The organism is Xenorhabdus sp. TS4 (assembly GCF_014467265.1).
In the GTDB taxonomy this organism is placed as follows: domain Bacteria; phylum Pseudomonadota; class Gammaproteobacteria; order Enterobacterales; family Enterobacteriaceae; genus Xenorhabdus; species Xenorhabdus ehlersii.
Genome location: NZ_NKHQ01000002.1, coordinates 235,309 through 260,727, shown reverse-complemented (window position 1 = coordinate 260,727; position 25,419 = coordinate 235,309). Strand labels below are relative to the sequence as shown.

The following is a 25,419-nucleotide window of genomic DNA, read 5'->3' as shown; positions in this document are numbered from 1 at the left end:
TGGAGGCTACTCCTGCTAGCGGTATACTTAAATTTCAGGTTCAATCCATACCCAATGGATTTCATTGCGAAAACGATAAATGTTATGCTGATATTTTCAATTATTGCTTTATTTGCCTATCTCATTAGCCTGACGCTCATCGTGCCAGGTTTATTGCGCCAACAAAACAGTTATCAAAAACTGGCACTTTCTTTTGCCATTGTAGCGTTAGTCGCTCACGCGATTGCATTAAAATACCAAGTTTTTCATGTCAGCAGCGGGCAAAATCTCACTTTATTGAATTTAGGCTCAATTGTTAGCTTGCTTATGTGCATCATCATGACAGTCGTCGCTTTCCGTGGACGTGCATGGTTTTTACTGCCGGTTGTTTACAGTTTCGCCATGATCAATTTGATACTGGCTAGCATGATGCCGGGAGAATTCATTACTCATCTTGAAGATAGTATCGAATTATTTATTCATATTGGGCTGGCATTACTTGGCTATGCTACTTTACTCATTGCAGCTCTTTATGCATTGCAACTTGGTTGGTTGGATCATCAGCTTAAAAAGAAAAAACTCACATTTACCTCTGGTATTCCTCCATTGATGACAATTGAGCGGAAAATGTTTCACATTACCCAGGTTGGTGTAATTTTACTAACATTGACGCTCTGTACTGGCATTATGTACATGGATGATATTTTCAGTAAAGAAAATATCCATAAATCTGTTTTATCTATTATTGCATGGTTTATTTACGTTATTTTGCTTTGGGGGCATTATCATGAAGGGTGGCGTGGCAAGCGTGTTATTTGGTTCAATTTGATTGGTGCATTTATTCTGACACTTGCTTTTTTCGGTAGCAGGCTATTACAGGAAATGATGGTTTATTAATAAGTTAATTTATCATCGCCAATCTATATAATTATTAGGAAGGAATTCTGTTTTGGAGAATGTCTCAACAAGTACACTGATTATAATTCTTGTTGTTATGGTTATTGTTTCGGCTTATTTCTCTGCCTCTGAAACTAGCATGATGACAATCAACCGATATCGCTTACGCCATTTAGCTAAACAAGGGAGCAATCCCGCACGCAGGGTGGAATCTCTGCTGCGTCATCCAGACAGACTCATTAGCCTGATACTTATCGGTAATAATCTTGTCAATATTTTGGCGTCCTCCCTTGCTACTATCGTTGGTATGCGACTCTATGGCGATGCCGGTGTTGCTATTGCAACAGGTGTACTCACATTCATTATTCTTATTTTTTCTGAAGTGATGCCAAAGACCATTGCAGCGCTTTACCCTGAAAAAATTGCATTCCCAAGTAGCTTCCTGTTACGCCCACTAGAAAAAATTATGCTGCCCCTTGTTTGGTCATTTAATAAGATCAGTTTGCTGTTTATGCGCTGTTTGGGTATCAAAACCTCTAATATCCGCAGTGATGCCGTCAGTAAAGACGAGCTACGCACAATTGTAAATGAATCAAACGTCAATCTATCACGCCGAAATCAAGATATGCTGCTCTCAATATTAGATCTTGAGAAAGTCACCGTTGGTGACATTATGATCCCACGTAATGAAATTGTCGGTATTGATATTAACAATGATTGGAAGTGCGTTATCAAGCAACTGACACACTCTCCACATGGACGTATTGTGTTATATCGAGATTCCCTTGATGATGCTATCGGTATGCTCCGAGTACGTGAGGCCTATCGACTGATGATGGAGAAAAAAGAATTTACAAAAAGAAATTTACTCAAAGCCGCAGATAAAATCTATTTCATCCCAGTTAGCACGCCATTAAATATCCAGCTTATTAATTTCCAACGTAACAAACAAAAAGCTGGCCTAATCGTTGATGAATATGGCGATATTCAAGGATTAGTGACTGTCGAGGATATTTTGGAAGAAATTGTCGGCGATTTTACCACTTCCATGTCACCAACTCTGGCAGAAGAAGTCCTTCCACAAAGTGACGGCTCCGTTCTGGTTGATGGCACAGCCAATATCCGTGAATTAAATAAGGCTTTCGGTTGGGCGCTTCCCGAAAACGGTCCAAGGACAATGAATGGAATGATTTTGGAAGAACTAGGTGAAATTCCTGAATTAAATGCTAACGTACAGATTAATAAATACAATTTTGAGGTTATTGCGGTGCAAGATAATGTTATCAAGCAAGTTCGTGTAACGCCGATACACCAAAATACAGAATAAAGTATAAAATTAATTCAGTGAATAATTTAACCACTATAAAACATTCAAATTAATACTCAATCTAATTTGTCTATGTAACTAAAGGAAAATAATCAAAAAAATCTGGTAATTTCAAAAATATAAAGAGAAAAGAACACCAATGCAGGGCTAGCAGAATAAGCTAGCCCCTCAATAATATAAAACAGATCTGACTACTTAACCAAAAGCTCCATCACCAAATGTAATAGTCGTTGAGGTACCATATCTAACAAACTAAACTTGAAGCCCCACCAGTTTTTCTTCAGGCAATGCCAATTCATCGTTATAATTGACACGAACACCAGAATCAAGGATACGCTGAGCAATATCTTGAGCTTCTTTCAATGAGTGCATTTCATATGTACCGCACTGATAAATGTTTAATTCTGGGATCTGGTTCTGATCTTGAACTTTTATCACATCTTCCATTGCCGCTTTCCAAGACTCAGCCACTCTCAATTCTTCTGGAGCACCAATTAAGCTCATATAAAAACCAGTACGACATCCCATTGGAGAAATATCAATGATTTCAACACCGTCACCGTTCAAATGATTGCGCATAAAACCCGCAAACAAATGCTCAAGTGTGTGAATACCTCGTTCTGGCATCACTGCTTTATTAGGAACACAAAAACGTAAATCAAATACTGTGATAGTATCGCCGTGAGGCGTTTTCATTGTCTTGGCAACTCTAACAGCAGGTGCCGCCATACGAGTATGGTCAACTGTAAAACTATCCAACAAAGGCATAATACTACCTCCTAAGGTATCAGATTTTTTACGAAGATTTTTTCAGATAGATGAAACCTTTTCATTTGCGGCTGGTCATAAGATATGAAGACGCGCAAAATTGTTATCATCCCTATTCTCTAAGATATTTTATTTGGCCACCAGTGGTGGCCATTTTCTTTTTTAACGCCCTGCATGAAGTTTTAAATACTCTTCAAAGCTCATGTTATCTTGCTGTTCAAGGTCATGCTGACGCGACACAGAAGCTTCACGCTCAACAGAAAAATTTTCATCATTCAGAATTGAATAATGTTCTTCAATCAATTCGTTATGATACTGACCTGCCAGTTCCAACCCAAAACCAACTATCCCCTGAGATTTCATCTTGTCCAGGACACGCGCTGAAAACGTCAGTGATGGATCTTCAAACATGTTAACCAATTCTTTACAGACTGATTGATATTGAGTCCCTGAACAGGCATCCAGAATTTCAGCGACTCGCTCTAAATCCCTGAATAACTCCTGTCCTACGATCTTCAGCGGCTGTTGCTCAACCCCATAACCAAGGTCGATAGATAACTCTGGTTTGCGCCCTTCTAAGATAACCTTATTCCAGTTTCCACGACAACAGGCAAGTTCCTCATTTCCCATTTCAGGGGCATCAGCCAGAGCACACCATATCAAAAATAAGTCAAGAAAACGAATTTGCGTCTCATCAACCCCAATGGAGGAAAAAGGATTAATATCTAAAGAACGCACTTCAATATATTCTATACCACCTCTCAACAAAGCATCTGAAGGTGATTCTCCCTCTTTCGTGACTCGTTTTGGCCGAATTGGTGCGTACAACTCATTTTCAATTTGAAGAACATTAGTATTGAGCTGTAAGTACTTATTTCCTTTTTTGATACCGATTGCCGCAAATTCTTCAGATGGCTTATGAATTGCTTTCTTAAGCCCCTCTACATAGGTATGAAGATGATTAAAAGTAATATTCAGATCACTTTGCGATTTATTGGTATACCCCAAGTCACTCATCCTCAACGAAGTCGCATAAGGCAGATAACAAGTCCCTCTTTCTGTTTCCTCAAAAGATAATGCTGTATTTCGCCCACGTAAGAATGAAGAACAGATTGCCGGTGATGCACCAAATAAATAAGGGATCACCCAGCCAAAGCGGTAATAATTACGAATTAAACGAAGGTAGCCATCTGAAATCTGCTCTTTTCCTGTTTCGGCGTCTTTAATACCTAACCACGCCTGCCAAAAACTCATTGGCAGAGAAAAGTTATAATGCACACCAGAAATTGTTTGCATTAGTGCGCCATAACGGCTCTTTAATCCTTCACGGTACAAGGTCTTAAAGCGGCCCAAGTTAGACGTACCATATTGAGCCAAAGTGATATTTTCTTCTTCGTCGATAAAACATGGCATACTTAAAGGCCACATTTTTTCATTGTCCAGATTCCGGGCGGTATAGATATGCAAATCTTTAAGGAAAGCAATGGTTCTATCTATATTACTATCAACAGGGGTAATAAACTCCAATAGAGATTCAGCAAAATCAGTTGTAATCCATTTATGCGTTAAAGAAGCACCAAGTGATTTTGGATGCTCCGTCTTAGCTAAATGACCGTCTGGAGTAACACGCAATGTTTCACGCTCAATGCCACGACAAATACCGTTTAATACAGTTGGGTTTGCCTCTAACCATGACAATGCTTTTGATACGTCCGGGATCAATTTGTCCTCCCGTGGAGTTTAAAAGATTATTACTAAAAGTTTACTTTATATGAAACAAGTCAAGTTGTCGCTGATTACATAGAGGTAGCAATGCACTTCCGCCCAAATTATAAACAGAATTAATAAAACAAATGTTATATTTGAACGGAAATAAAAAGAAAAACCCCTGCCTTATCGGGCAAGGGTTTTAAGCTGGTGCATCCAGGAGGATTCGAACCTCCGACCGCTCGGTTCGTAGCCGAGTACTCTATCCAGCTGAGCTATGGATGCATTGTCGGTTTTCTATTTCTTTTCAGGCACTATTGATTGCCTGACTTGATAGAATTAGGTCATCCCAAAAATCAGGATATTTAAAATGGTGCATCCAGGAGGATTCGAACCTCCGACCGCTCGGTTCGTAGCCGAGTACTCTATCCAGCTGAGCTATGGATGCATTGTCGGTTTTCTATTTCTACTCAGGCGCTGTTGATTGCCTGACTTGATAGAATTAGGATCTCCCAAAATCGGGACATCTAAAATGGTGCATCCAGGAGGATTCGAACCTCCGACCGCTCGGTTCGTAGCCGAGTACTCTATCCAGCTGAGCTATGGATGCATTGTCGGTTTTCTATTTCTACTCAGGCGCTGTTGATTGCCTGACTTGATAGAATTAGGATCTCCCAAAATCGGGACATCTAAAATGGTGCATCCAGGAGGATTCGAACCTCCGACCGCTCGGTTCGTAGCCGAGTACTCTATCCAGCTGAGCTATGGATGCATTGTCGGTTTTCTATTTCTGCTCAGGCGCTGTTTATTGCCTGACTAGAATTGAAGATACCTAAAAAATCGCGGTGTTTAAATGGTGCATCCAGGAGGATTCGAACCTCCGACCGCTCGGTTCGTAGCCGAGTACTCTATCCAGCTGAGCTATGGATGCATATTAATGGCGGTGAGGGAGGGATTCGAACCCTCGATGCAGCTCTTAACCACATACTCCCTTAGCAGGGGAGCGCCTTCAGCCTCTCGGCCACCTCACCATTTTTAAAACCTGCGACTTAGATGTTTTCACTTCGTAGCTCTTCGAATCTTTACTTCCGGTATTTACTCAGAAGCTTCTCTTCAAGCCCTTCGTCGCTGCGATGGCGCACATATTACTTTCCCTGCCTGATAAGTCAAACAATTTTTCGAAACTTTTTTCCGTTTGAACACTTAGCACACAAAATGCTTGGTTTAGCATCTAACGGACTGTTTTATCAACAATGAAATTGTCTAAAAACCGTTAAAATTGATGAAAATGATTATTCATCTCTATGGCCTCATGAACGATGCTTTTTCAACAGATAGAAAATAAAAAGACATGAGAGAATAGAATCAAGGTATCAAAAAGAGATAAACATAGTAGGGTGACAAAAGAAGGAAGTAGAGTAGCGCCCAAGTCTTAAAAAAGCATGGACGCCATTCTTGAATTAAAAAGTTGTAGGCTGAGATTTCTCCGCCTGAATCCGTTGATAAATTTCTTCACGGTGAACAGAAACTTCCTTGGGCGCATTTACACCAATGCGAACTTGGTTGCCTTTAACTCCCAGTACTGTGACTGTTACCTCATCGCCTATCATGAGCGTTTCACCAACTCGACGAGTCAGAATAAGCATTCTTTGCTCCTTGAAAATTTAAAAGAGTCGGGTCTCTAGGTTTCCCCGCTATTATCCATCAAACACCGTGAAAACGTAAAGCAATGGTATCTACTTAAAGTATAAGCAGTTTTGAACACATTTCCTATATCTATAGGATAGCTAAAATATAAGTATGTGCCCAACATTTCAACAATTTCACAACAAAAAACATTTGACACCATAAAAAAATGCTTTCATGGTGCCACTGCTGTCACGGCAATACCAACTATAACCGCAATGTTACCCACTCTTCTACACTAGCTAATGCGGAAGGAAGAGCTGTTACATCGGTCCCGCCAGCCTGAGCCAGATCAGGACGTCCTCCTCCTTTACCTCCAACCTGTTGGGCAACAAAAGAGATTAAATCGCCTGCTTTTATTCTAGCAGTCAAATCCTTCGTTATACCAACAATTAGACTGACTTTATCACCAGTCACTGTAGAAAGCACAATAATTGCTGATCCTAACTGATTTTTTAGATCATCAACCATCGTCCTAAGCATTTTCGGTTCTATATCACCTAATTGTGTCACCAGTAGACGAACACCTTGGATTTCCTTGGCTTGGTTTGCCAAGGAAGAACTTTCCTGAGCTGCTTGCTGAGATTTCAACTGTTGCAACTCTTTTTCCAACTGTTTCGTTCTATCCAGTGTCGTTTTCACTTTCTCATTCAGGCTACTGATATCACCTTTCACCAGATGAGCGATGTCTTGCAGTAAATCAGCCTGCTGATAGATAGAGTTTAATGCAGTTTGCCCCGTAATAGCTTCAATACGGCGAATTCCTGCTGCTGTACCTGATTCACTGGATATACGGAACAACCCTATATCACCTGTGTGACTCGCATGAGTACCACCACATAATTCGGTAGAAAAACCTCCCATGCTAAGTACACGTACTTTTTCGTCATACTTCTCGCCAAACAGCGCCATAGCACCTTTGGTTTTTGCTTCTTCCAGCTCCATTAATTCTGTAACAATTGGTGAATTTTTGCGAATCTCTTCATTCACCAAGTTTTCGACTTGACGGATCTGTTCTGGCTTCATGGCTTCAAAGTGAGAGAAGTCAAAGCGCAGATACTTATCATTTACCAAAGAACCTTTCTGGGCAACATGTTCTCCCAAAATTTGACGTAATGCCGCATGTAACAAATGGGTCGCTGAGTGATTCAAACGAATCGCACCTCTGCGTACCACATCAATTTCAGCATTAACTGTATGATTAACGCTCAAACTACCACTTGTTAATTTACCAATGTGACCGATTGCCTGAGCATATTTTTGTGTATCGACGACGTCGAATACACCATTGTCGTACGACAATTTACCCGTATCACCAACCTGTCCACCAGATTCAGCGTAGAATGCAGTTTTATCAAGTACAATGATCGCTTCTTCACCAGCGTGAATTTGCTCAACGGCTTGGCCATTGCGGAAGATAGCGATAACAGCAGCTTGCTGTGAATTATGTTCATAACCACAAAAATCACTACGTCCATCAACTTTGATCAGTTCATTGTAATCAGTACCAAAGCCACTGGATTCACGAGCACGACGACGCTGGTTTTCCATCGCTGCATCAAAACCAGCCTCATCTACTTTAATATTACGTTCGCGGCAAACATCCGCAGTCAGGTCAACAGGGAAACCATAGGTATCATACAAGCGGAAAGCGGTTTCGCCGTCGAGCGTATCACCAGATAATTTAGCCAGCTCTTCATCCAGCAACTGCAAACCACGTTCCAAAGTACGAGCAAACTGTTCTTCTTCGGTTTTTAATGCCTGCTCAACCAAAGTCTGCTGCTGTTTCAGCTCTTCACCAGCCGCCCCCATGAATTTAATCAATGGTGCAACGAGCTTGTAGAAGAAGGCCTCTTTTGCCCCCAACATGTTGCCATGACGAACAGCACGGCGAATGATACGACGAAGTACATAGCCACGGTTTTCGTTGGATGGAATAACCCCATCGCAAATCAGGAACGCACATGCACGAATATGGTCTGCAACAACACGCAGAGATTTATTGGTAAGATCTCTTGCTCCTGTCACTTCTGCAACCGAAGCAATTAAGCTTTGGAATAGGTCAATCTCGTAGTTGGAGTTGACGTGTTGCAAGACGGCTGTGATACGCTCCAGCCCCATGCCAGTATCAACGGAAGGTTTTGGCAACGGCTCCATAGTGCCATCGGCATGACGATTGAATTGCATGAAAACGATGTTCCAAATTTCAATATATCTGTCACCGTCTTCTTCTGGGCTGCCTGGAGGGCCTCCCCAAATATGTTCACCGTGGTCGTAGAAAATCTCCGTACAAGGACCACATGGCCCAGTATCCCCCATTTGCCAGAAATTATCTGACGCATATGGAGCACCTTTGTTATCCCCTATACGAATGATTCTTTCTGCTGGAACACCGACTTCTTTATGCCAAATGTCATAAGCTTCACCGTCTGTCTCATAGACAGTAACCCACAGCTTTTCTTTTGGCAGGTTAAACCACTCTTCGCTGGTCAATAACTCCCATGCGTATTTAATTGCATCTTGTTTAAAATAATCGCCAAAACTGAAGTTACCCAACATTTCGAAGAAAGTGTGGTGACGGGCTGTATAACCCACATTTTCTAAATCGTTATGTTTACCGCCAGCACGAACGCAGCGCTGAGCCGTTGTTGCTCTAGAATAAGGTCTATTATCCAATCCTAAAAAAACATCTTTAAACTGGTTCATCCCTGCGTTAGTGAACAACAATGTTGGATCATTGGTTGGCACCAACGAGCTGCTTGGTACTATCTGGTGCCCTTTAGTATGAAAAAAGTCAAGAAACGCTTGACGGATCTCAGCGGTGCTTTTGCTCATAATTGTCCCGAAATCAAGCTGAAAAAACAGATCTATGAATGGTTGAGGTGGTATATCGCGTCACCATTTCAACTCACGAATAAATTAAAGTAGGGTTAAGATAGAGTGTCTTCCATAAGAAGTAAAATCCCATATAAATCCATTCGCTTTCCAGCATTGTAATTCGTCTAAAGATTTTCTGAAAGTCTGTTCGTTACACCTGTTTCAATACGCCTATTTCAAGGATGTTTATTTCCTCCAGGAAAACAGGCATAAAAAAAACCACACCGGATATGGATGTGGTTTTTAAAAGCCAAATTAGTTCTGTATTATGACTGAATTGGAAGACAAATAAGTAATTAAAACTCTTCGTGATTCACTTCTTCGCCGTTGTCTTCATAATCTGTCACGTAATCCGTAGCTGCACTACTGAACTCACCTGTATTATTCAACAATAAGTCGCGCAGTTTTTTATCCAACCCGGATGCAATTTCTGAGTGTTCTTTCAAATACATAGTGGCATTGGCTTTACCTTGTCCAATTTTTTCACCATTATAGCTATACCATGCACCTGCTTTTTCTACCATTTTGTGTTTAACACCCAGATCGACCAACTCACCAAAAGTGTTGATGCCTTCACCATAGAGAATTTGGAATTCGGCCTGTTTAAATGGTGCAGCAACCTTGTTCTTGACCACTTTCACACGCGTTTCGCTACCAACCACTTCGTCGCCATTTTTCACCGAACCAGTACGGCGAATATCCAAACGGACAGATGCGTAGAACTTCAGCGCATTACCACCTGTGGTCGTTTCGGGGTTACCAAACATTACACCAATTTTCATGCGGATCTGGTTGATAAAAATCAACAGAGTATTCGAGTTTTTCAAATTCCCCGCTAGCTTACGCATCGCTTGGCTCATCATACGTGCAGCCAGGCCCATATGAGAATCGCCGATTTCACCTTCAATTTCTGCTTTTGGTGTTAATGCGGCAACAGAGTCAACAATAATCACATCAACCGCACCAGAACGTGATAGGGCATCACAGATTTCCAATGCCTGTTCGCCAGTATCAGGCTGAGAACACAACAGATTATCAATATCTACACCCAGTTTTTTCGCATAAACCGGATCAAGAGCATGTTCGGCATCAATAAAAGCACAAGTTCTGCCTTCGCGCTGGGCAGCGGCAATGACTTGCAGTGTCAGCGTTGTTTTACCGGAAGATTCTGGTCCGTATATTTCAACAATACGGCCCATTGGCAAACCACCCGCACCCAATGCAATATCCAGTGACAGGGAACCGGTAGAGATGGTTTCAACATCCATTGAGCGGTTTTCACCCAAACGCATGATGGAACCTTTACCAAATTGTTTCTCAATTTGGCCCAGCGCTGCTGCTAGTGCTTTTTGTTTGTTTTCATCGTTAGCCATGTTTACTCCTTCGCAAGCAATGAAGGGGCTGCCTCACTGCTGATAAACTGTTTCTGATACCAAAGTGCCGTATGATTATACTGTATAATCATACAGCATCAAGCTAATTTTTTATGATTTCATCCAATAAGGTTTTCAAAGAAAAAAGGACGGCTTGCAGACGCACAGCATTGCGCCCCCCCGAAAAATGCTGGCGATATGTTACAGTCTGGATGTTTTCATTAACGTAAAAGGCAAACCCAAACCAAACTGTGCCAGTCGGTTTTTCCTCACTTCCTCCTTCTGGCCCAGCAATGCCGCTGACCGCAACAGAAACATCGGCCTTAGCGACAATTAATGCCCCTGTAGCCATCTCTTTTACGATCTGCTCACTTACCGCACCAAATTGCGCCAATGACTCTGGCAAGACGCCCAGCATTTCATGCTTAGCATCATTACTGTAAGTCACAAAACCACGATTAAAGTAGGCTGAACTTCCCGCAATATCTGTGATCACTTTAGCTATCCAACCCCCTGTGCAAGATTCTGCACAGGTCACGGATAATTTTTTCCGTTTTAATCTCTTTCCAAGTTCAATACTAAGCTGATTCAGGATTTTTTCATCCATAACAGGCCTTCAATTCTATAAGAAATTAATTTTTCCGAAGCAGATCCCAAATCCACAGCCCCCCAATTGCCAAAGAAAGCAAGATACCAAAACCAATGCCAACAGCAACGACCGAAGCTCCCGCCATAACGGAAACCGAATACAGCCCTAACATTACCAGCATAGCACTATTTTCGCCCAAATTTTGCACAGCAACGGCTTTGCCTGCCCCCATCGAATGCTTTCCATGTTCTTGCAATAGCGCATTTAATGGAACGACAAAAAGGCCACCAAATACGCCAAGGACGATCAAAATTAAGTAGGAAAATATGATTGATTGCTGAGTAGCAAAAAGAATGACCATGAACCCAATTAAGATCCCCGCAGGCATACAGCGACGCACGGTTTTCAATGTAATAAACCGCGCAGCTAAACCTGCTCCAACAATGATACCAATCGCAACTACTGCATTCATCAATGTAGGGGTCGTATTGCCATCAATCCCCAGCATAACAGGAACCCATGCTACTAACAGGAAGCGCAGCGTGATACCCGCTCCCCAAAATAGGCTAGTACCTACCAGTGAGAAGCGCGTTTCCTGATTACGCCAAAGTGAAGCACAAACCGTCATGCAATCCCCCAACATTTTTTTGGGATTCCAACCCTTTCCTTTACGAGCCGCCGCCAGGCGAGGTATAAAGAAATTGGATACGACTGCAGCACCATACGATAAGGCACAAAGCCCTAATGCCAGTACCAGGCTAACATCAGAGAGGAAACCGCCAGCAACTGAGCCAATCAAGATAGCTGCAATAGTAGAAGCCTCCATCATGCCATTGGCTTTTACCAAACGCCCACCATCTGTTAACTCCCCCAATATCCCATACTTAGCAGGAGAATAGGCCGCTGCCCCAATTCCCACTAAGGTATATCCCAGAAAAGGATTCATATCGATACAAATGCTGATGGCGCCAAGCAATTTGACGCCATTAGAAAAGAGCATGACACGCCCTTTTGCAAACCGATCAGCAATTTGCCCGACAAAAGGGGCAAATATGATATAAGCCAGAACAAAAACAATTTGCAGTGCTGGCCAACTCCATTCAGGGTAAGACTCTGCCTTTAATTGGGCTAAGATGGCAAAGAACAGAGCATTATCAGCAAAAGCAGAAAGAAATTGTGACAGCAATACTGCTTTCATTCCGCGGGTTAGTAGAGGTTGTGTCTCCATTTCCTTACTCCTGTTCGGCCATTTCTCTTAGGGTGACAAAATCCGGTTTGCCACTGCCAAGCAAAGGAAGTTGCTTCACATAACGAATATCACGTGGAACCGACAACTCAGGCATCCCTATTTCACGCGCCACTCCCAGCATTCTGTTTCTATTTAGATTCGCATCTGTAGTGAACAATACCAGTGCTTCGCCTTTGCTTCGATCACTCCTGGTTGTAGCCGCATGTAGCGCATCAGTAGAAACGTGAGAAGCTATTTGTTCTACCGCTTCAAGAGAAACCATTTCCCCTGCAAGCTTGGCAAATCGTTTCACCCGTCCTTTGATCGTACAGAAACCCTCTTCATCAATAGAAACGATATCTCCGGTATCATACCACCCGATTTGATTATTCCCTTCGGCGTCTTCGGCAGATGGTGGTTCCAAACGATCAGGTGCTTCAACTCGCAGATATCCTTTCATAACATTTAGCCCACGTAGCTGTAAGCGGCCTCCTCCTTCAATACCCTGTATAGGCAACAAACGGGCTTCCATACCAGGTAAGATCCGCCCGACTGTTCCCGTTTTTGCCGCCATCGGTACATTGATTGCCACTACCGGCGCACACTCCGTCACCCCATAACCTTCCAGAATACGGATACCAAATTTATCTTGCCAAACTCGCTTGGTGTTTTCGGACAGTTTTTCTGCTCCAGCCACCACATAACGCAGACGGGCAAAATCATAAGGATGGGCAAAACGAGCATAATTGCCTAAGAAAGTCGAAGTTCCGAATAACACGGTACAATTTTGGTCATAGACCAGTTCAGGCACGACACGATAATGTAAGGGGCTTGGATAAAGGAATACACGACTGCCTGTCATTAATGGAGTAAATAGACCAACTGTTAGGCCAAAAGCATGAAACAGTGGTAATGAAGACATAAAGCGATCCAGCGGAGTAAAATCAGCAACAGTTTTTATCTGCTCCACGTTCGCCAATAAGCTGGTATGGCTGTGAACAACACCTTTTGGTGCACCTTCTGAGCCTGACGTAAACAGGATCAATGCATCATCATCCGGCTTTTGCGAAGTCAAAATGGCTTTGGAAGGGAAAATCAAATGCCACAATATCCAAAGCTTATCTTCCCGCGTGATCGTGTCCTTTAAATCTTCGAGATATACCCAATTAGCTTCAGTCACCTGTTCTGGCAGATGAGACAATTGTCCTTTTTCCAGAAATTGGCGGGATGTTACGATGGTTTTAATGGTTGCCGCCTGCATGGCATTCTTAATGCCGCGGCTTCCTGCCGTATAGTTCAAAAGAGCCGGTACTCGCCCTTTTAACGAAGCACCATATATGGTAGCCGCCATCACAGTCGCATTCGGCAACAGCAGGCCGATGTGTTCACCTTCTTGTGTAAAGCGTTCTAAGATCCGGCTAATTCCCAATATTTTTTTCAGTAATGAATGATAGCTATCTTCTTTAAAATTCACATCTTCAATACAGAACTTAAAACGGCCAAAGCGTTTTTGTGCAGTTAGGTAAGCGCTGAATAACGTCTCCTTTGGGCGCGTCTGCATTCTCACATCCATCATAATAGCGTGGAGATGTTCTCCTGCTAAACGACGACGTGTTGTTGAATCAGGTGCATCCGGCATTGGCAGATCAACGGCAGGTAAAATTTTGAGGGTGATTTTCGGGAACCAATGCAGCTTCACAATGCCTTTTAACCGACCAAAAACCGTTTGTTCTGCCCCCTCAATTCGGATTGGTACCACTTTTGCGCCTGATTTCGCGGCAATAAAAGCGGCACCATCATAAATTTTCATAAGGGAGCCAGTTACGGTGATCCTCCCTTCAGGGAAAATCACAATCGGACGCCCTTTCTCCACTTCTTTAACCAATGTCCTGACTGCCATTGGGTTATTAGGATCCAAAGGTACAACATCCGCATAAGATTTGATAAATTTGAGAAAGCCGCGAGTTGCAATATTAGAATAAATAGCAAATACAGGCTTTATCGGCAGGAATAGCCCAATTAACAGGCCATCCAGAAATGAAACATGATTGGGAGTAATAATGCATTTGGTGTGTTGTTGTAACTGTTTGGTATCACCTTCAATGGTAACCCTGAAGAGTACACGAATAAGTAATCGAATAAAATTTAAGAGCATATCCATATCTCAAATATAATTAATAAAATTAAAGTGAGTAAATAGAACGATACTATAAGTTGTATGGGCGATTTGTTATATCAGATTTCCCTGTCAGTTAGAAAATAAACTTAAACGCCGTTGATATATCAAATTCGTTTGTTTTTCTGGTTTAAAATATAAGATTTAACGTGAGATACGATATCTTCTGTTGCGAGATTGGCATCAACGATGAAATTGGCACACTCTTGGTATAGCGGCTCTCTTTCAACCAATATTCCCTCCATTTCTTCTATAATGGACTTCCCTGTCAGACTGGGACGCTGTGAATTTTCTGGGTTAAGAGATAATCGCTGACTCAAAACTTCTGCGGATGCCTGTAAATAAATCACAATACCATTTTGTTGCATATACTGGCGATTCTCAAGCGACAGCACCATTCCTCCACCTGTTGAAATGATACGTTCACTTTGGCTAACTGCTTTCAACGTTTGGCTTTCTAATTTTCTGAAATGTTCCCAGCCATATTGTTCAACAAGATCAGCTATCGTCATTTTACTCATGGTCTGAATACTTTCATCGGTGTCAATAAATTTATACGACAGCGCTTCAGACAACAACTTACCTATTGTCGTCTTCCCTGCACCTCGTGCACCTACGATGAATAGAGTTTGTTTCATTTCGTTGTTTTCCCGAAGAGTCTATAAAATTAAGCCTAAACACAGAGTGTAGTCACTAAATATTTACACTAGTGTAAAAAGGTATTTTTGATGGATTAAAAAGTCACACTGAAAATTTAAGTGTGACCCAACATAGTTCAATAAAATCTAATTAAAGTAGGATATGGTCAACTACGAGGCAAATAATCACCATAACCGATCCACTTATACGTTGTCAGTGCATCAAGTCCCATTGGGCCTCGGGAGTGTAATTTCTGAGTACTGACAGCCACTTCAGCCCCCAAACCAAATTGTCCGCCATCAGTAAAGCGCGTGCTGGCATTTACATATACTGCGGCTGAATCCACATGGCGTACAAAGTAATCAGCTTGCTGCAAAGATTCCGTCAGTATCGCATCGGAATGGGCTGTGCCATAAGTACGAATGTGCTCAATAGCTCGATCGATATCGCTAACAATTTCCACATTCATATCTAAAGATAACCATTCATCACAGTAATCTTCCTCTGCCACTTCAACGACAGTTGCAGGGCCATCTTTCAGCAATGTCATTGCTGATTTGCTTGCGTGTAATATCACGCTCTGCTCTTTCATTTTGGTACTCAAAACTGGCAGAAAATCGGCTGCTATTTTTTCATGCACCAATAATGTTTCCAGTGAATTACAGGCACTTGGACGCTGGACTTTCGCATTAGTAATGATTTCCAGTGCTTTTTCAATATTGATGGTTTCATCCACAAATGTATGACAAACGCCAATACCGCCAGTAATCACGGGAATAGTCGATTGTTCCCGGCACAATTTATGTAACCCAGCCCCGCCTCGAGGGATCAACATATCGACATAACGATCCATTTTCAGCAATGCAGCCACCAATTCACGATCAGGTTTATTGATAGCCTGAACCGCAGCTGCCGGCAATCCACTTTGTTCCAATGCCTGCTGGATGACTTTAACCATCGCTTGATTTGTATGGTGAGTTTCTTTGCCACCACGCAATATCACTGCATTACCCGTTTTCAGACATAACGACGCCACATCAATGGTAACATTGGGGCGGGCTTCATATATCACGCCAATCACGCCCAATGGAACTCGGCGACGGCTCAATTGCAATCCATTATCCAATAATTGCCCATCAATAACTTGCCCTACAGGATCAGCCAAACGGCAGACTTGGCGCACGTCATTGGCAATGGTATTCAGCCGTTCCGGTGTCAGTAATAACCGATCGAGTAGTGCTGCACTCATTCCCTGTTCGCGGGCTTGCTTCATATCTTGCTGGTTGGCAGCAAGAATCACTTCAATCTCCGTCTCCAACAAATCAGCAATGTGATTCAACGCTTGGTTTTTCTGGTTGGTACTCAATTGCGCCAACTGCCACGATGCTGCTTTGGCTGCTTTTCCCATCTGCTCTAGCATGGTGAAATCCTTAACTCACGATCAATGCATTAAATTACGATCAAATCATCACGGTGAACCGCAACAGCGCCATATTCATAACCTAATATCTGGCTAATTTGCTGTGAATGATGGCCTGCAATCAGGCGTAATGCATCACTGTTGTAACGGCACACGCCATGAGCCAAATCTTTGCCCGATAAGCTACGGATACAAATAACTTCACCGCGGGAAAAATCACCTTTAACGTTTTTGATCCCTTTTGGCAGCAACGAACTGCCTTTCCCAATAATCGCCGCTTCTGCACCATGATCGACAATAATTTCCCCTGCCGGAGGTGCCCCAAAAATCCAACGCTTACGGTTTTCCATTGGGCTAGCCAGGCCATGAAAGCGTGTTCCAACCGACTTTCCTGTAATAACATCAGCAATAACATCCGGCCTATTACCCGCAGCAATAATGACATCAATTCCAGCACGCCCTGCCACACCTGCCGCCTGAAGTTTTGTTGCCATTCCTCCCGTCCCTAATCCCGAAACACTGTCCCCGGCCATCATTTTCAGCTCATCACTGATGTCATGCACCTCAGAGATCAATTTTGCATCAGGGTTACTACGAGGATCTGCGGTATAAAGCCCTGCTATATCTGTCAGAAGCAATAGCTTATCTGCACTACCCAAAATAGCAGCCAGTGCAGAAAGATTGTCATTGTCACCCACTTTAATCTCTGCTGTCGCAACGGCATCATTTTCATTAATAATGGGAACGATGTGATTATCAAGCAAAGCCTGAAGGGTATCTCTTGCATTCAGAAAGCGTTCACGATCTTCTAAATCTGCGCGGGTCAGGAGCATTTGCCCAACATGAATACCATAAATAGAGAAAAGCTGCTCCCACAATTGGATCAGGCGACTTTGCCCAACGGCTGCCAGCAATTGTTTTGAAGCAATAGTTGCCGGAAGATCAGGGTATCCTAAGTGCTCACGCCCAGCGGCAATCGCACCAGAAGTCACAATAATAATACGGTGACCTTTTTCATGCTGTTGAGCACATTGACGAACCAGTTCCACAATATGGGCACGATTCAAACGACAAGAGCCACCGGTCAAAACACTCGTTCCCAGTTTTACAACCAATGTTTGGCTGCCATTCATCATATTTCTGCCATTACAGTTAATTTGAAAAAACAATTTTTAAAAAAACAACGTTCAGTTTTAACAGGAGAGAAGCGTTATGCCAACTGACATAACGCAAAATTTAGCAAAAGCAGGTTAAAAACAAAATCACGCTATCACTTGCGTTTGCAGGGTGACGGTATTCTCAGATGGGATCAATGTCAGTTTGAGAGTTGCAAAAGAATCAACCAGACGTTTGTGGAATGCCTGTAGTGTTGATTCAAGATGCTCAAGATCGGCCTTTTTTTTGATATTCATGATATTCCATTCACCCTGCTTATCAAACAAGCCTATCTGATAGTGATAAACAAAACCTTGATCCTGCTCTTCCAGCTCTAACCACCATCCCCAAAATTCACGTTTTTCCGGGGCCGCTTTGGCACTGACACAAACGGCCAAACAGTCGAAGAAAAAATAACCGTTTTGGCACTTTAATTCACGTACATACGGCCCTAATGCAGAAAAACGCTTTAACAACCTATTTTTAGAATAACTTACAGGTAAAGTCATACCAAGGTCTCCTTATATACAGAACACCTTTGTATCAAACGATTAAAAAATATCAAGTTATAAATTTTGTTTTATAAAACTTTATCTTTCAACCATACACGTATTTCGTGTAATGCCTTATTAAAACCACTATAAACTGATGTTGCAGGAATAGCTCGTACTGAACCCTCTATTGATGACATAGCAATCAACTTCGAGTCTTTCCTTGGGCTGAAAATATCATCTTCCCAATACACCGAAAACATGGGTACAGTACAACGACGGCCCAATAACCCTTGATTCTTCAACGAATAACACGCTAATTCTGAACGCAATCTCTTTTCATCAACGTGATAAATCCCTAAGCGACTGGCCAAGACATCGATATACATTGACGGAATTTTCTGCTGTAATTTTTCATCATGCAGTAATTCATGCACAATCGGGCCTACCACCGATACTCCTTTAATAAGTTTCGGCTCCAGATAAGCAAGCCGAACCGCGATATTTGCCCCAAAACGAAAACCAAATACACCTACACGGGTATGATCAATCCACGGCACGCTATTTAGTTGTTGTAAAACTTGTTGATGAAGTACACATGTATCCTGCGTCAAGGTAAATTTAGCGGAATAACCAACAGAAGGCATATCCAGCGTTAACATGGCAAAACCAAGAGGCGAGAAATGTTCACGAAACAACCGCCAGCAATCACTCTGGACATTATCAAGGCTGGCACAAACTAATATCGTTGGACAAGGCCCCTGTATATGGGAAGGCAAGTGCAATAACCCAGTAACACTTTTACCCCCTTCCAGCTGGAATTCCAGTTTTTTTAATTCATAGTCAGAAAAACGTGCCGCGTTTTCATAGGCTTTATTAGCCAGCACAATGGCCTGATCTGCCAGTTCATCACCGCGTAAATGAGGATAAGCTGCAATACTATATAGCGTTGCAGCCTTTAACCAACATGCTCCGGCTTTTTCCGTCTCTTCAGTATGCAACGCTTCCTGTTGCCAGTACATTGCCTGCTGAGACCACTCAAATGCCCAGTTTCCTTTCCGATAGCCGACCACAGTATCCAACAAATGTTCAGTGCTGCGTTCGGCATCTGTCACAGCAATCCGACTGAGGACATCTTGAATTTCTAGCGGATTGACTCCCCTCCAGATCCAAGCGAGCCAATTAATCATACGATACCAACGCTCGCGGCGCTCCCCACCAAGCATACTATCACTGGTAGTTACAGATTGTGGGCGAGTATATTTCACCAGTGTAGAAGTTTCCCGATGTTTAAACCGAGGCTTAAACAGCGATTCTGAAAGGTTTTGTTTCGTCATGACAAAAGAAAAATCTTACTGCTTTTCACAAACTGGTGGAACAAACACGACTCCCATATCCCATGGCTGCTCAATCCATGTGTTTTGGGGAATGTCAATAACATAATCATCCACGAGAGGGCGACCGGCGGGTTTAGCAAAAATTGTTACAAAGTGAGCTTTCGGATACATTTCACGGATTGCCTGGGCAGTGCCTCCGGTATCAACCAGATCATCAACGATAATAAACCCTTCGCCGTCACCTTCTGCTTTTTTCAACACTTTCAACTCGCGCTGATTATCGTGATCATAGCTGGAAATGCAGACAGTATCGACATGGCGAATGCCCAATTCACGAGCCAGTAACGCTCCCGGAACAAGGCCACCACGGCTAACGGCAATAATGCCTTTCCACTGTTCTACGGGAAGTAAACGTTGCGCCAATTGACGGGCATGTATTTGCAACATATCCCACGTTACAACATATTTTTCACTCATAAAATTAGATCCTGGAAACTAAATAAAGAATATTTCAGAAAAGTGTTTTTGCGGAAAAAAGGTTGCGCGAGATTATAGTGATTTGAACCAACAAAAACCAGTAAAAACAAGGTAAGCCCTCATTCTTACTGCCCATTGCTGGTAATAAAATGATATTCTCAAGCATAGCATGGATATTAGGTCAATGCAGATGACAAAAATTCCCTGATATGTCAAACATTACCACTTTCTTCTCACTAAGATCCAGTTACAGGAGATTCGCCGTGTCCGAATTATCAACGCTATCCCCACAACCCTTATGGGATATTTTTGCCCAAATTTGTTCCATTCCTCATCCTTCTTATCATGAAGAAGCGCTCGCATCCCATATTATTGAGTGGGCAAAAAATAAAGGATTCCATGTAGAGCGGGATGAAGTGGGTAATATTTTGATCAGAAAACCAGCTTCAAAAGGTATGGAAAATCGCAAGGCTGTTGTACTGCAAGCGCACCTTGATATGGTTCCACAGAAAAATAACGATACCCAACACGATTTCACAAAAGATCCTATTCGCCCTTATATCGATGGTGATTGGATTACAGCTGATGGTACAACTTTAGGCGCGGATAACGGTATTGGTATGGCTTCCGCTCTGGCGGTCTTGGCGGACGAATCCGTTAAACACGGCCCATTGGAAGTTTTACTGACCATGACTGAAGAAACAGGTATGGATGGCGCATTCGGCTTGAAATCCGGCTGGCTGCAAGCTGATATTCTGATCAATACCGATTCGGAAGAAGAAGGCGAAATCTACATGGGTTGTGCGGGTGGCATTGATTTTTTCACCACCTTACGCCTGTCCCGCGAAGCGCTGCCGACTAACTATAAAACGCTGCAATTAACTATTAAGGGATTAAAAGGTGGTCACTCTGGTGGCGATATTCATCTTGGATTGGGTAATGCCAACAAATTACTGGCTCGTTTCCTAGCTGCGTATTCCGATGAGTTGGGTCTGAAATTAATTCATCTGCAAGGTGGAACCCTGCGCAATGCCATTCCTCGTGAAGGTTCTACCGTGATTGCTGTTCCTGCTGATAAAGTTGAAAAACTCTGTCAAATAAAAGACAGCTATCTGGAGACATTGAAAAACGAATACTCCGTGGTTGAACATAACCTCACTCTCTTGTTAGATGAAACCGAAGCACCATCACAAACGCTAACAATGGATTGCCAGGCTCGCTTTATATCCATGCTCAATAGCATGCCGAATGGTGTTATTCGTATGAGTGATGTTGCCAAAGGTGTTGTAGAAACTTCACTGAACGTAGGCGTTGTCACCATGGACGAAGAGAAAGTCGAAATTATCTGCCTGATCCGTTCACTTATTGAAAGTGGCAAGGTGTACGTTGCTGAAATGTTGCATTCTCTGGCAAAACTGTCTGGAGCAGAAACCGTGGCAAGTGGCAGCTATCCAGGCTGGCAGCCTGACGCCAATTCTCCAATCATGCATTTAGTACGCGAAACTTATCACCAACTCTTCGATAAAACGCCGAATATTATGGTGATCCACGCTGGTTTAGAGTGTGGCCTATTCAAAAAACCGTATCCTGCTATGGACATGGTTTCTATCGGCCCAACCATTCGGGGTGCCCATTCCCCTGATGAGAAAGTACATATTAAGAGTGTCGGTCAATATTGGCAGCTACTCACTGCAATTCTAAAAGCTATTCCAGCTAACGAGTAATAGAAAGTTATATTGCCTCTCCCCTGCCATCTGATTGTGGGGGAGACTTCGTTCTTTACATCTTACCATTCCAATAAAAGCTGACGCTCCAGTTGTGGGTTTTGTAATGTCACATGCAGCCCAACCAACCTGACTCCTCGCCCTTCCCTGCGTGTTTCCCAGGCCCGTTTTGCTATTTGAATCAGATCGAGTTTATCCAACATAGGATGGACATGTTCCTGTGTCGTCAATTGAAAATTATCAAACTTTAATTTGATACCTTGACGGGCAATGCGGAGATCGGGTTTTACCTTTTCTAGCCGTTTTTTCAGTTCAGGATAAAGTTTTTCAATCAGCTCCACACATTCATGCCATTGATGGATATCCTGCGCCAAAGTTCTTTCTACCCCAACCGATTTACGCAAGCGTTCCTGTGTAATTGGTCTTTCATCAATACCGTGACAGCGTTCCCAAAGTGACAATCCAAACTTACCCAAACTTTTTATTAGTGTCAGCTTGTCATAACGTTGCACATCAGAACAGGTTTCCAATCCCATGTCTGATAAACGCTTGGCTGTGACTTTTCCGACACCAGGAATTTTGCGTAATGGCAATGAGTTAACAAAAGCCTCTACTTGTTCAGGAGAAATAACATATTGCCCATTGGGTTTATTGATATCAGAAGCAATTTTGGCTAAAAACCTGACGGGTGCAACGCCTGCGGAAGCGGTTAACTGCAATTCATCAAAAATTATCTGACGAATTTCTTGAGCAATCAACGTGGCAGAACCATGACAATAATGGCAATTCGTCACATCCAAATAGGCTTCATCTAAAGAAAGAGGTTCAATCAATTCAGTGTAACGGGAAAAAATTTGGCGGATATGTTGAGATATTTCTTTATAATGCGCCATTCTGCCAGGAATAACTTTCAATTGGGGGCAAAGCTTTAATGCCATGGCGGTGGACATCGCACTATGCACCCCAAAACGACGGGCAGGGTAATTTGCCGTGCTAATTACCCCCCTTCGATCAGCGCTCCCGCCAACTGCAACCGGAATACCGCGAAGGGAAGGATTATCCCGCATTTCGATGGCAGCAAAAAAGCAATCCATATCAATATGAATAATTTTTCGCATCTGCTCTCCCCATGCCAAACAACTGTATAAATATACAGAAAGAGATCATGAAACTCTAGCTAATTTTTCAGCAAAAATTCAACGCGTTGATTTTTCCGAATGCAAACATGTACTCAACTCCCGTCAAGATTGAATGATAAAATCAATACATGATTTATTTTAGTAAAAAAATCGCCTGTCACTTCCTATAACACAGACGATTTTTTATCAGCTACTCTTATTCTCTACTATATTCCACTTATCTTTCTTCCACTTATCCTCAACTAGGAAAAATCAGTGTTTGCCCCGGTGCTTCTCTGTTCAAGTGAATAAAATTCAGATGTTTTTCATAGTGGTCAAGAATATCGCTAATGATTTGCTCTTTCGTATAGTCCATCAAATCATTGCCCTGAGTTCCTTCCATCAGAAAAGTCTCCAACCGATAATAGTGAGACTTGCCCGCCCTCGCTCGATAGGTAAATCCAGGCACAGAATAGCGTTGCGGCCAGATTTGATAGATAAAATTCTGTTCATCACCTAAATTAACAATCAATTCTAATGGATTCAGCCGCTTGTCCTCTTTGGCTGGCAGTGCATTAAACTGAACTTTTGCACCACGCACAACTAACTCTTTAGCCACTTCTAACATCGCGGGGCGGCACACCATATCCAGCATTCGCTGAGTGTTTTTCGTACCAGGAAAGTGCATCATACGGCTCAAACGCTGCTTCCAGTTCAATGAACCATTGTCATGCATAAGAGTGGGTGAGGTATTTTGCAGTGAACTGGCTTTACGGAAATCTTCCACCCGCAAAGACTTGTATAGCCCCGCCATCACAAAGAAGATCACAAAACTAAAAGGAAGCCCCATGATGACCGTGGTATTTTGCAAAGCAGAAATACCATCCGTCATGAGTATACCTAACGTTAATACGCCAATTGCCACAGACCAAAAAACACGCAACCAATTCGGTGCATCATTATTAATATCACTCAGATTAGAGGTGAAATTTCCTAACACTAACGAGCCAGAATCGGCCGATGTGACATAAAACAGTAGTCCGGTAATGGTAGCCACAGAAGCACTGAATGTGAATGCCGGATAAAGTGACAGCAAATTATAAAAACCTTGTTCTGGGTGTTGTAGCACGGTCTCAGCCAGTTGACGATTACCATGCAGAATTTCATACAACGCACTGTTACCAAAAATCGATAGCCACAGCAGTGTAAAAACAAATGGAATGACTAATGTTCCCATAACAAACTGACGAATGGTTCTGCCACGGGAAATACGCGCTAAGAATAACCCTACAAACGGCGACCAGGCCACCCACCATGCCCAGAAAAACAGCGTCCAGTTATTCATCCATTCAGTTGGGCGTTCAAATGCAAAACTGTTCAGTGTCATGCTCATAAAACGGCTGATATAATCCCCGACGTTCTGCACTAATCCGTTAAGCAGGAATTCGGTATCGCCCATAAACAAAATGAACAAAACCAAGCCAAGAGCCAGCAGGACATTTAATTCAGACAAAAATCGAATGCCTTTGTTTACTCCAGAAGTGACAGAGATAATGGCTATCACCACAGATAATGATATCAATCCTCCCTGAACCCCCAATCCTTGCGGTAATCCGAAAAGTACTTTCAGACCATAATTCAACTGCACAACCCCAATTCCCAGCGTCGTTGCAATACCAAAAATGGTCCCTATTACGGCTGCAATATCCACAGTATGACCGATTAATCCTTTAATGCGGTCACCAAAAATAGGATAAAGTGCCGAGCGGATAGTCAGGGGCAAATTATAACGATAACTAAAATATCCCAGTGCAATTCCCATCAAAGCGTACATAGACCAGCCCGTCAGGCCATAGTGGAACAGTGTCCACACCATCGCCTGACGAGCTGCTTCAATGGTTTCCCCTTGACCCGTTGGCGGTCGCATATATTGCGTAACAGGTTCAGCCACCGAGAAAAACATCAAATCAATGCCGATCCCAGCAGCAAACAGCATTGCCGCCCAACTCAGCAAACTGAATTCCGGCTTAGATTGCTCCGGTCCCAATTTGATTGAACCGAAACGGGAAGCCGCAACAAAAACAACAAACACAATGTAAAGTGTCGCGGCCAATAAATAGTACCAACCAAAAGTTTTAGACACCCAATTCAGTGTATTTTTTATCCAAACACTGGTTGCATCTGTGAAAAAAATAGTGAACAAAGAAAATGCAATAATCAGTCCGGCAGAGGTGAAAAAAACGACAGAATTCAGGGTGTCCTTCTGGGTGTTTTTTGGACTGTCTTGTGTATTCATAGGCAGTTCCTGAAATTAATAGCATTAAAACAGATGAAAAGCATAATTCATATAACATATTGAATTAAATATAAAATTTAAGATATCTTAAACAAATTCACTCCCTCATTGTAAAATTATTGTGATAAAACATATTTAATTTTGATTGAATATTC

Annotated in this window: 19 protein-coding genes and 6 tRNA genes; 3 read left to right on the top strand and 22 right to left on the bottom strand. The window is 42.5% G+C overall.

Annotation, left to right across the window (positions count from 1 at the left end; genetic code table 11):
- Positions 1 to 84: 84 nt before the first annotated feature.
- The gene (locus Xets_RS27155) at positions 85 to 876 is read left to right on the top strand and encodes an inner membrane protein YpjD (RefSeq protein WP_099131212.1); all 792 of its coding nucleotides are present in this window, start codon (positions 85 to 87) and stop codon (positions 874 to 876) included.
- A gap of 52 nt (positions 877 to 928) precedes the next feature.
- Entirely contained in the window at positions 929 to 2,203 is a 1,275-nt protein-coding gene (locus Xets_RS27150; protein ID WP_143707506.1) for an HlyC/CorC family transporter, read from the top strand.
- A 252-nt stretch (positions 2,204 to 2,455) separates the two neighbouring features.
- Here Xets_RS27150 and luxS read toward each other — a convergent pair whose 3' ends face one another.
- From luxS to gpt, 20 genes are all read right to left on the bottom strand, one after another.
- Entirely contained in the window at positions 2,456 to 2,971 is a 516-nt protein-coding gene (gene luxS, locus Xets_RS27145) for an S-ribosylhomocysteine lyase (protein WP_099131062.1), read from the bottom strand.
- A gap of 162 nt (positions 2,972 to 3,133) precedes the next feature.
- On the bottom strand, positions 3,134 to 4,693 hold the full coding sequence (gene gshA / locus Xets_RS27140) for a glutamate--cysteine ligase (protein WP_099131061.1): 1,560 nt from the start codon (positions 4,691 to 4,693) through the stop codon (positions 3,134 to 3,136).
- 193 nt (positions 4,694 to 4,886) lie between these two features.
- Positions 4,887 to 4,963 (bottom strand) — tRNA-Arg (locus Xets_RS27135).
- 86 nt (positions 4,964 to 5,049) lie between these two features.
- Positions 5,050 to 5,126 (bottom strand) — tRNA-Arg (locus Xets_RS27130).
- 85 nt (positions 5,127 to 5,211) lie between these two features.
- Positions 5,212 to 5,288: transfer RNA gene (locus Xets_RS27125), tRNA-Arg, on the bottom strand.
- 85 nt (positions 5,289 to 5,373) lie between these two features.
- Positions 5,374 to 5,450, bottom strand: a tRNA-Arg gene (locus Xets_RS27120).
- A gap of 82 nt (positions 5,451 to 5,532) precedes the next feature.
- Positions 5,533 to 5,609: transfer RNA gene (locus Xets_RS27115), tRNA-Arg, on the bottom strand.
- Positions 5,610 to 5,616: 7 nt separating this feature from the next.
- Positions 5,617 to 5,709 (bottom strand) — tRNA-Ser (locus Xets_RS27110).
- A 429-nt stretch (positions 5,710 to 6,138) separates the two neighbouring features.
- The gene (csrA, locus tag Xets_RS27105) at positions 6,139 to 6,324 is read right to left on the bottom strand and encodes a carbon storage regulator CsrA (protein WP_010845367.1); all 186 of its coding nucleotides are present in this window, start codon (positions 6,322 to 6,324) and stop codon (positions 6,139 to 6,141) included.
- A 247-nt stretch (positions 6,325 to 6,571) separates the two neighbouring features.
- Entirely contained in the window at positions 6,572 to 9,199 is a 2,628-nt protein-coding gene (alaS, locus tag Xets_RS27100) for an alanine--tRNA ligase (protein ID WP_187651069.1), read from the bottom strand.
- 338 nt (positions 9,200 to 9,537) lie between these two features.
- Entirely contained in the window at positions 9,538 to 10,614 is a 1,077-nt protein-coding gene (recA, locus tag Xets_RS27095) for a recombinase RecA (protein ID WP_099131059.1), read from the bottom strand.
- 103 nt (positions 10,615 to 10,717) lie between these two features.
- Positions 10,718 to 11,221: a nicotinamide-nucleotide amidase gene (gene pncC / locus Xets_RS27090; protein ID WP_099131058.1), complete on the bottom strand. Its 504-nt coding sequence runs from the start codon at positions 11,219 to 11,221 to the stop codon at positions 10,718 to 10,720.
- Positions 11,222 to 11,246: 25 nt separating this feature from the next.
- Positions 11,247 to 12,431, bottom strand: a complete 1,185-nt coding sequence (gene lplT, locus Xets_RS27085; protein WP_187651070.1) for a lysophospholipid transporter LplT — start codon at positions 12,429 to 12,431, stop codon at positions 11,247 to 11,249.
- A 4-nt stretch (positions 12,432 to 12,435) separates the two neighbouring features.
- Positions 12,436 to 14,586, bottom strand: coding sequence for a bifunctional acyl-ACP--phospholipid O-acyltransferase/long-chain-fatty-acid--ACP ligase (aas, locus tag Xets_RS27080; RefSeq protein WP_187651071.1), 2,151 nt, complete (start codon positions 14,584 to 14,586; stop codon positions 12,436 to 12,438).
- 128 nt (positions 14,587 to 14,714) lie between these two features.
- A complete protein-coding gene (gene aroL, locus Xets_RS27075) occupies positions 14,715 to 15,245 on the bottom strand; it encodes a shikimate kinase AroL (protein WP_099131055.1) in 531 nt (176 codons plus the stop codon).
- A 167-nt stretch (positions 15,246 to 15,412) separates the two neighbouring features.
- A complete protein-coding gene (gene proA, locus Xets_RS27070; RefSeq protein WP_187651072.1) occupies positions 15,413 to 16,666 on the bottom strand; it encodes a glutamate-5-semialdehyde dehydrogenase in 1,254 nt (417 codons plus the stop codon).
- A gap of 29 nt (positions 16,667 to 16,695) precedes the next feature.
- A complete protein-coding gene (gene proB / locus Xets_RS27065) occupies positions 16,696 to 17,799 on the bottom strand; it encodes a glutamate 5-kinase (RefSeq protein WP_099131210.1) in 1,104 nt (367 codons plus the stop codon).
- Between the two features lie 129 nt (positions 17,800 to 17,928).
- Positions 17,929 to 18,330 (bottom strand): sigma factor-binding protein Crl, encoded by a 402-nt coding sequence (gene crl / locus Xets_RS27060; protein ID WP_099131053.1) that lies wholly within the window; start codon positions 18,328 to 18,330, stop codon positions 17,929 to 17,931.
- Between the two features lie 71 nt (positions 18,331 to 18,401).
- Entirely contained in the window at positions 18,402 to 19,649 is a 1,248-nt protein-coding gene (frsA, locus tag Xets_RS27055) for an esterase FrsA (protein WP_187651073.1), read from the bottom strand.
- A gap of 15 nt (positions 19,650 to 19,664) precedes the next feature.
- Positions 19,665 to 20,126 (bottom strand): xanthine phosphoribosyltransferase, encoded by a 462-nt coding sequence (gpt, locus tag Xets_RS27050; protein WP_099131051.1) that lies wholly within the window; start codon positions 20,124 to 20,126, stop codon positions 19,665 to 19,667.
- A 263-nt stretch (positions 20,127 to 20,389) separates the two neighbouring features.
- On the opposite strand from gpt, the gene pepD reads away from it, so the two are divergent.
- Positions 20,390 to 21,850 carry a beta-Ala-His dipeptidase gene (pepD, locus tag Xets_RS27045; RefSeq protein ID WP_187651074.1) on the top strand — a complete coding sequence of 487 codons (1,461 nt, stop codon included), beginning with the start codon at positions 20,390 to 20,392 and terminating at the stop codon, positions 21,848 to 21,850.
- A 62-nt stretch (positions 21,851 to 21,912) separates the two neighbouring features.
- Here pepD and dinB read toward each other — a convergent pair whose 3' ends face one another.
- Positions 21,913 to 22,968: a DNA polymerase IV gene (dinB, locus tag Xets_RS27040; protein WP_187651075.1), complete on the bottom strand. Its 1,056-nt coding sequence runs from the start codon at positions 22,966 to 22,968 to the stop codon at positions 21,913 to 21,915.
- A gap of 259 nt (positions 22,969 to 23,227) precedes the next feature.
- Entirely contained in the window at positions 23,228 to 25,264 is a 2,037-nt protein-coding gene (locus Xets_RS27035; RefSeq protein WP_187651076.1) for a choline transporter, read from the bottom strand.
- Positions 25,265 to 25,419 lie beyond the last annotated feature (155 nt).

What these genes read in the sequence shown, in the direction of transcription:
- luxS (WP_099131062.1), bottom strand. Translation starts at nt 2,971, where the DNA reads ATGCCTTTGTTGGATAGTTTTACAGTTGACCATACTCGTATGGCGGCA.
- lplT (WP_187651070.1), bottom strand. Translation starts at nt 12,431, where the DNA reads ATGGAGACACAACCTCTACTAACCCGCGGAATGAAAGCAGTATTGCTG.
- recA (WP_099131059.1), bottom strand. Translation starts at nt 10,614, where the DNA reads ATGGCTAACGATGAAAACAAACAAAAAGCACTAGCAGCAGCGCTGGGC.
- proB (WP_099131210.1), bottom strand. Translation starts at nt 17,799, where the DNA reads ATGAATGGCAGCCAAACATTGGTTGTAAAACTGGGAACGAGTGTTTTG.
- alaS (WP_187651069.1), bottom strand. Translation starts at nt 9,199, where the DNA reads ATGAGCAAAAGCACCGCTGAGATCCGTCAAGCGTTTCTTGACTTTTTT.
- pncC (WP_099131058.1), bottom strand. Translation starts at nt 11,221, where the DNA reads ATGGATGAAAAAATCCTGAATCAGCTTAGTATTGAACTTGGAAAGAGA.
- Xets_RS27035 (WP_187651076.1), bottom strand. Translation starts at nt 25,264, where the DNA reads ATGAATACACAAGACAGTCCAAAAAACACCCAGAAGGACACCCTGAAT.
- csrA (WP_010845367.1), bottom strand. Translation starts at nt 6,324, where the DNA reads ATGCTTATTCTGACTCGTCGAGTTGGTGAAACGCTCATGATAGGCGAT.
- dinB (WP_187651075.1), bottom strand. Translation starts at nt 22,968, where the DNA reads ATGCGAAAAATTATTCATATTGATATGGATTGCTTTTTTGCTGCCATC.
- crl (WP_099131053.1), bottom strand. Translation starts at nt 18,330, where the DNA reads ATGACTTTACCTGTAAGTTATTCTAAAAATAGGTTGTTAAAGCGTTTT.
- gpt (WP_099131051.1), bottom strand. Translation starts at nt 20,126, where the DNA reads ATGAGTGAAAAATATGTTGTAACGTGGGATATGTTGCAAATACATGCC.
- Xets_RS27155 (WP_099131212.1), top strand. Translation starts at nt 85, where the DNA reads ATGCTGATATTTTCAATTATTGCTTTATTTGCCTATCTCATTAGCCTG.
- proA (WP_187651072.1), bottom strand. Translation starts at nt 16,666, where the DNA reads ATGCTAGAGCAGATGGGAAAAGCAGCCAAAGCAGCATCGTGGCAGTTG.
- aas (WP_187651071.1), bottom strand. Translation starts at nt 14,586, where the DNA reads ATGCTCTTAAATTTTATTCGATTACTTATTCGTGTACTCTTCAGGGTT.
- aroL (WP_099131055.1), bottom strand. Translation starts at nt 15,245, where the DNA reads ATGAAACAAACTCTATTCATCGTAGGTGCACGAGGTGCAGGGAAGACG.
- frsA (WP_187651073.1), bottom strand. Translation starts at nt 19,649, where the DNA reads ATGACGAAACAAAACCTTTCAGAATCGCTGTTTAAGCCTCGGTTTAAA.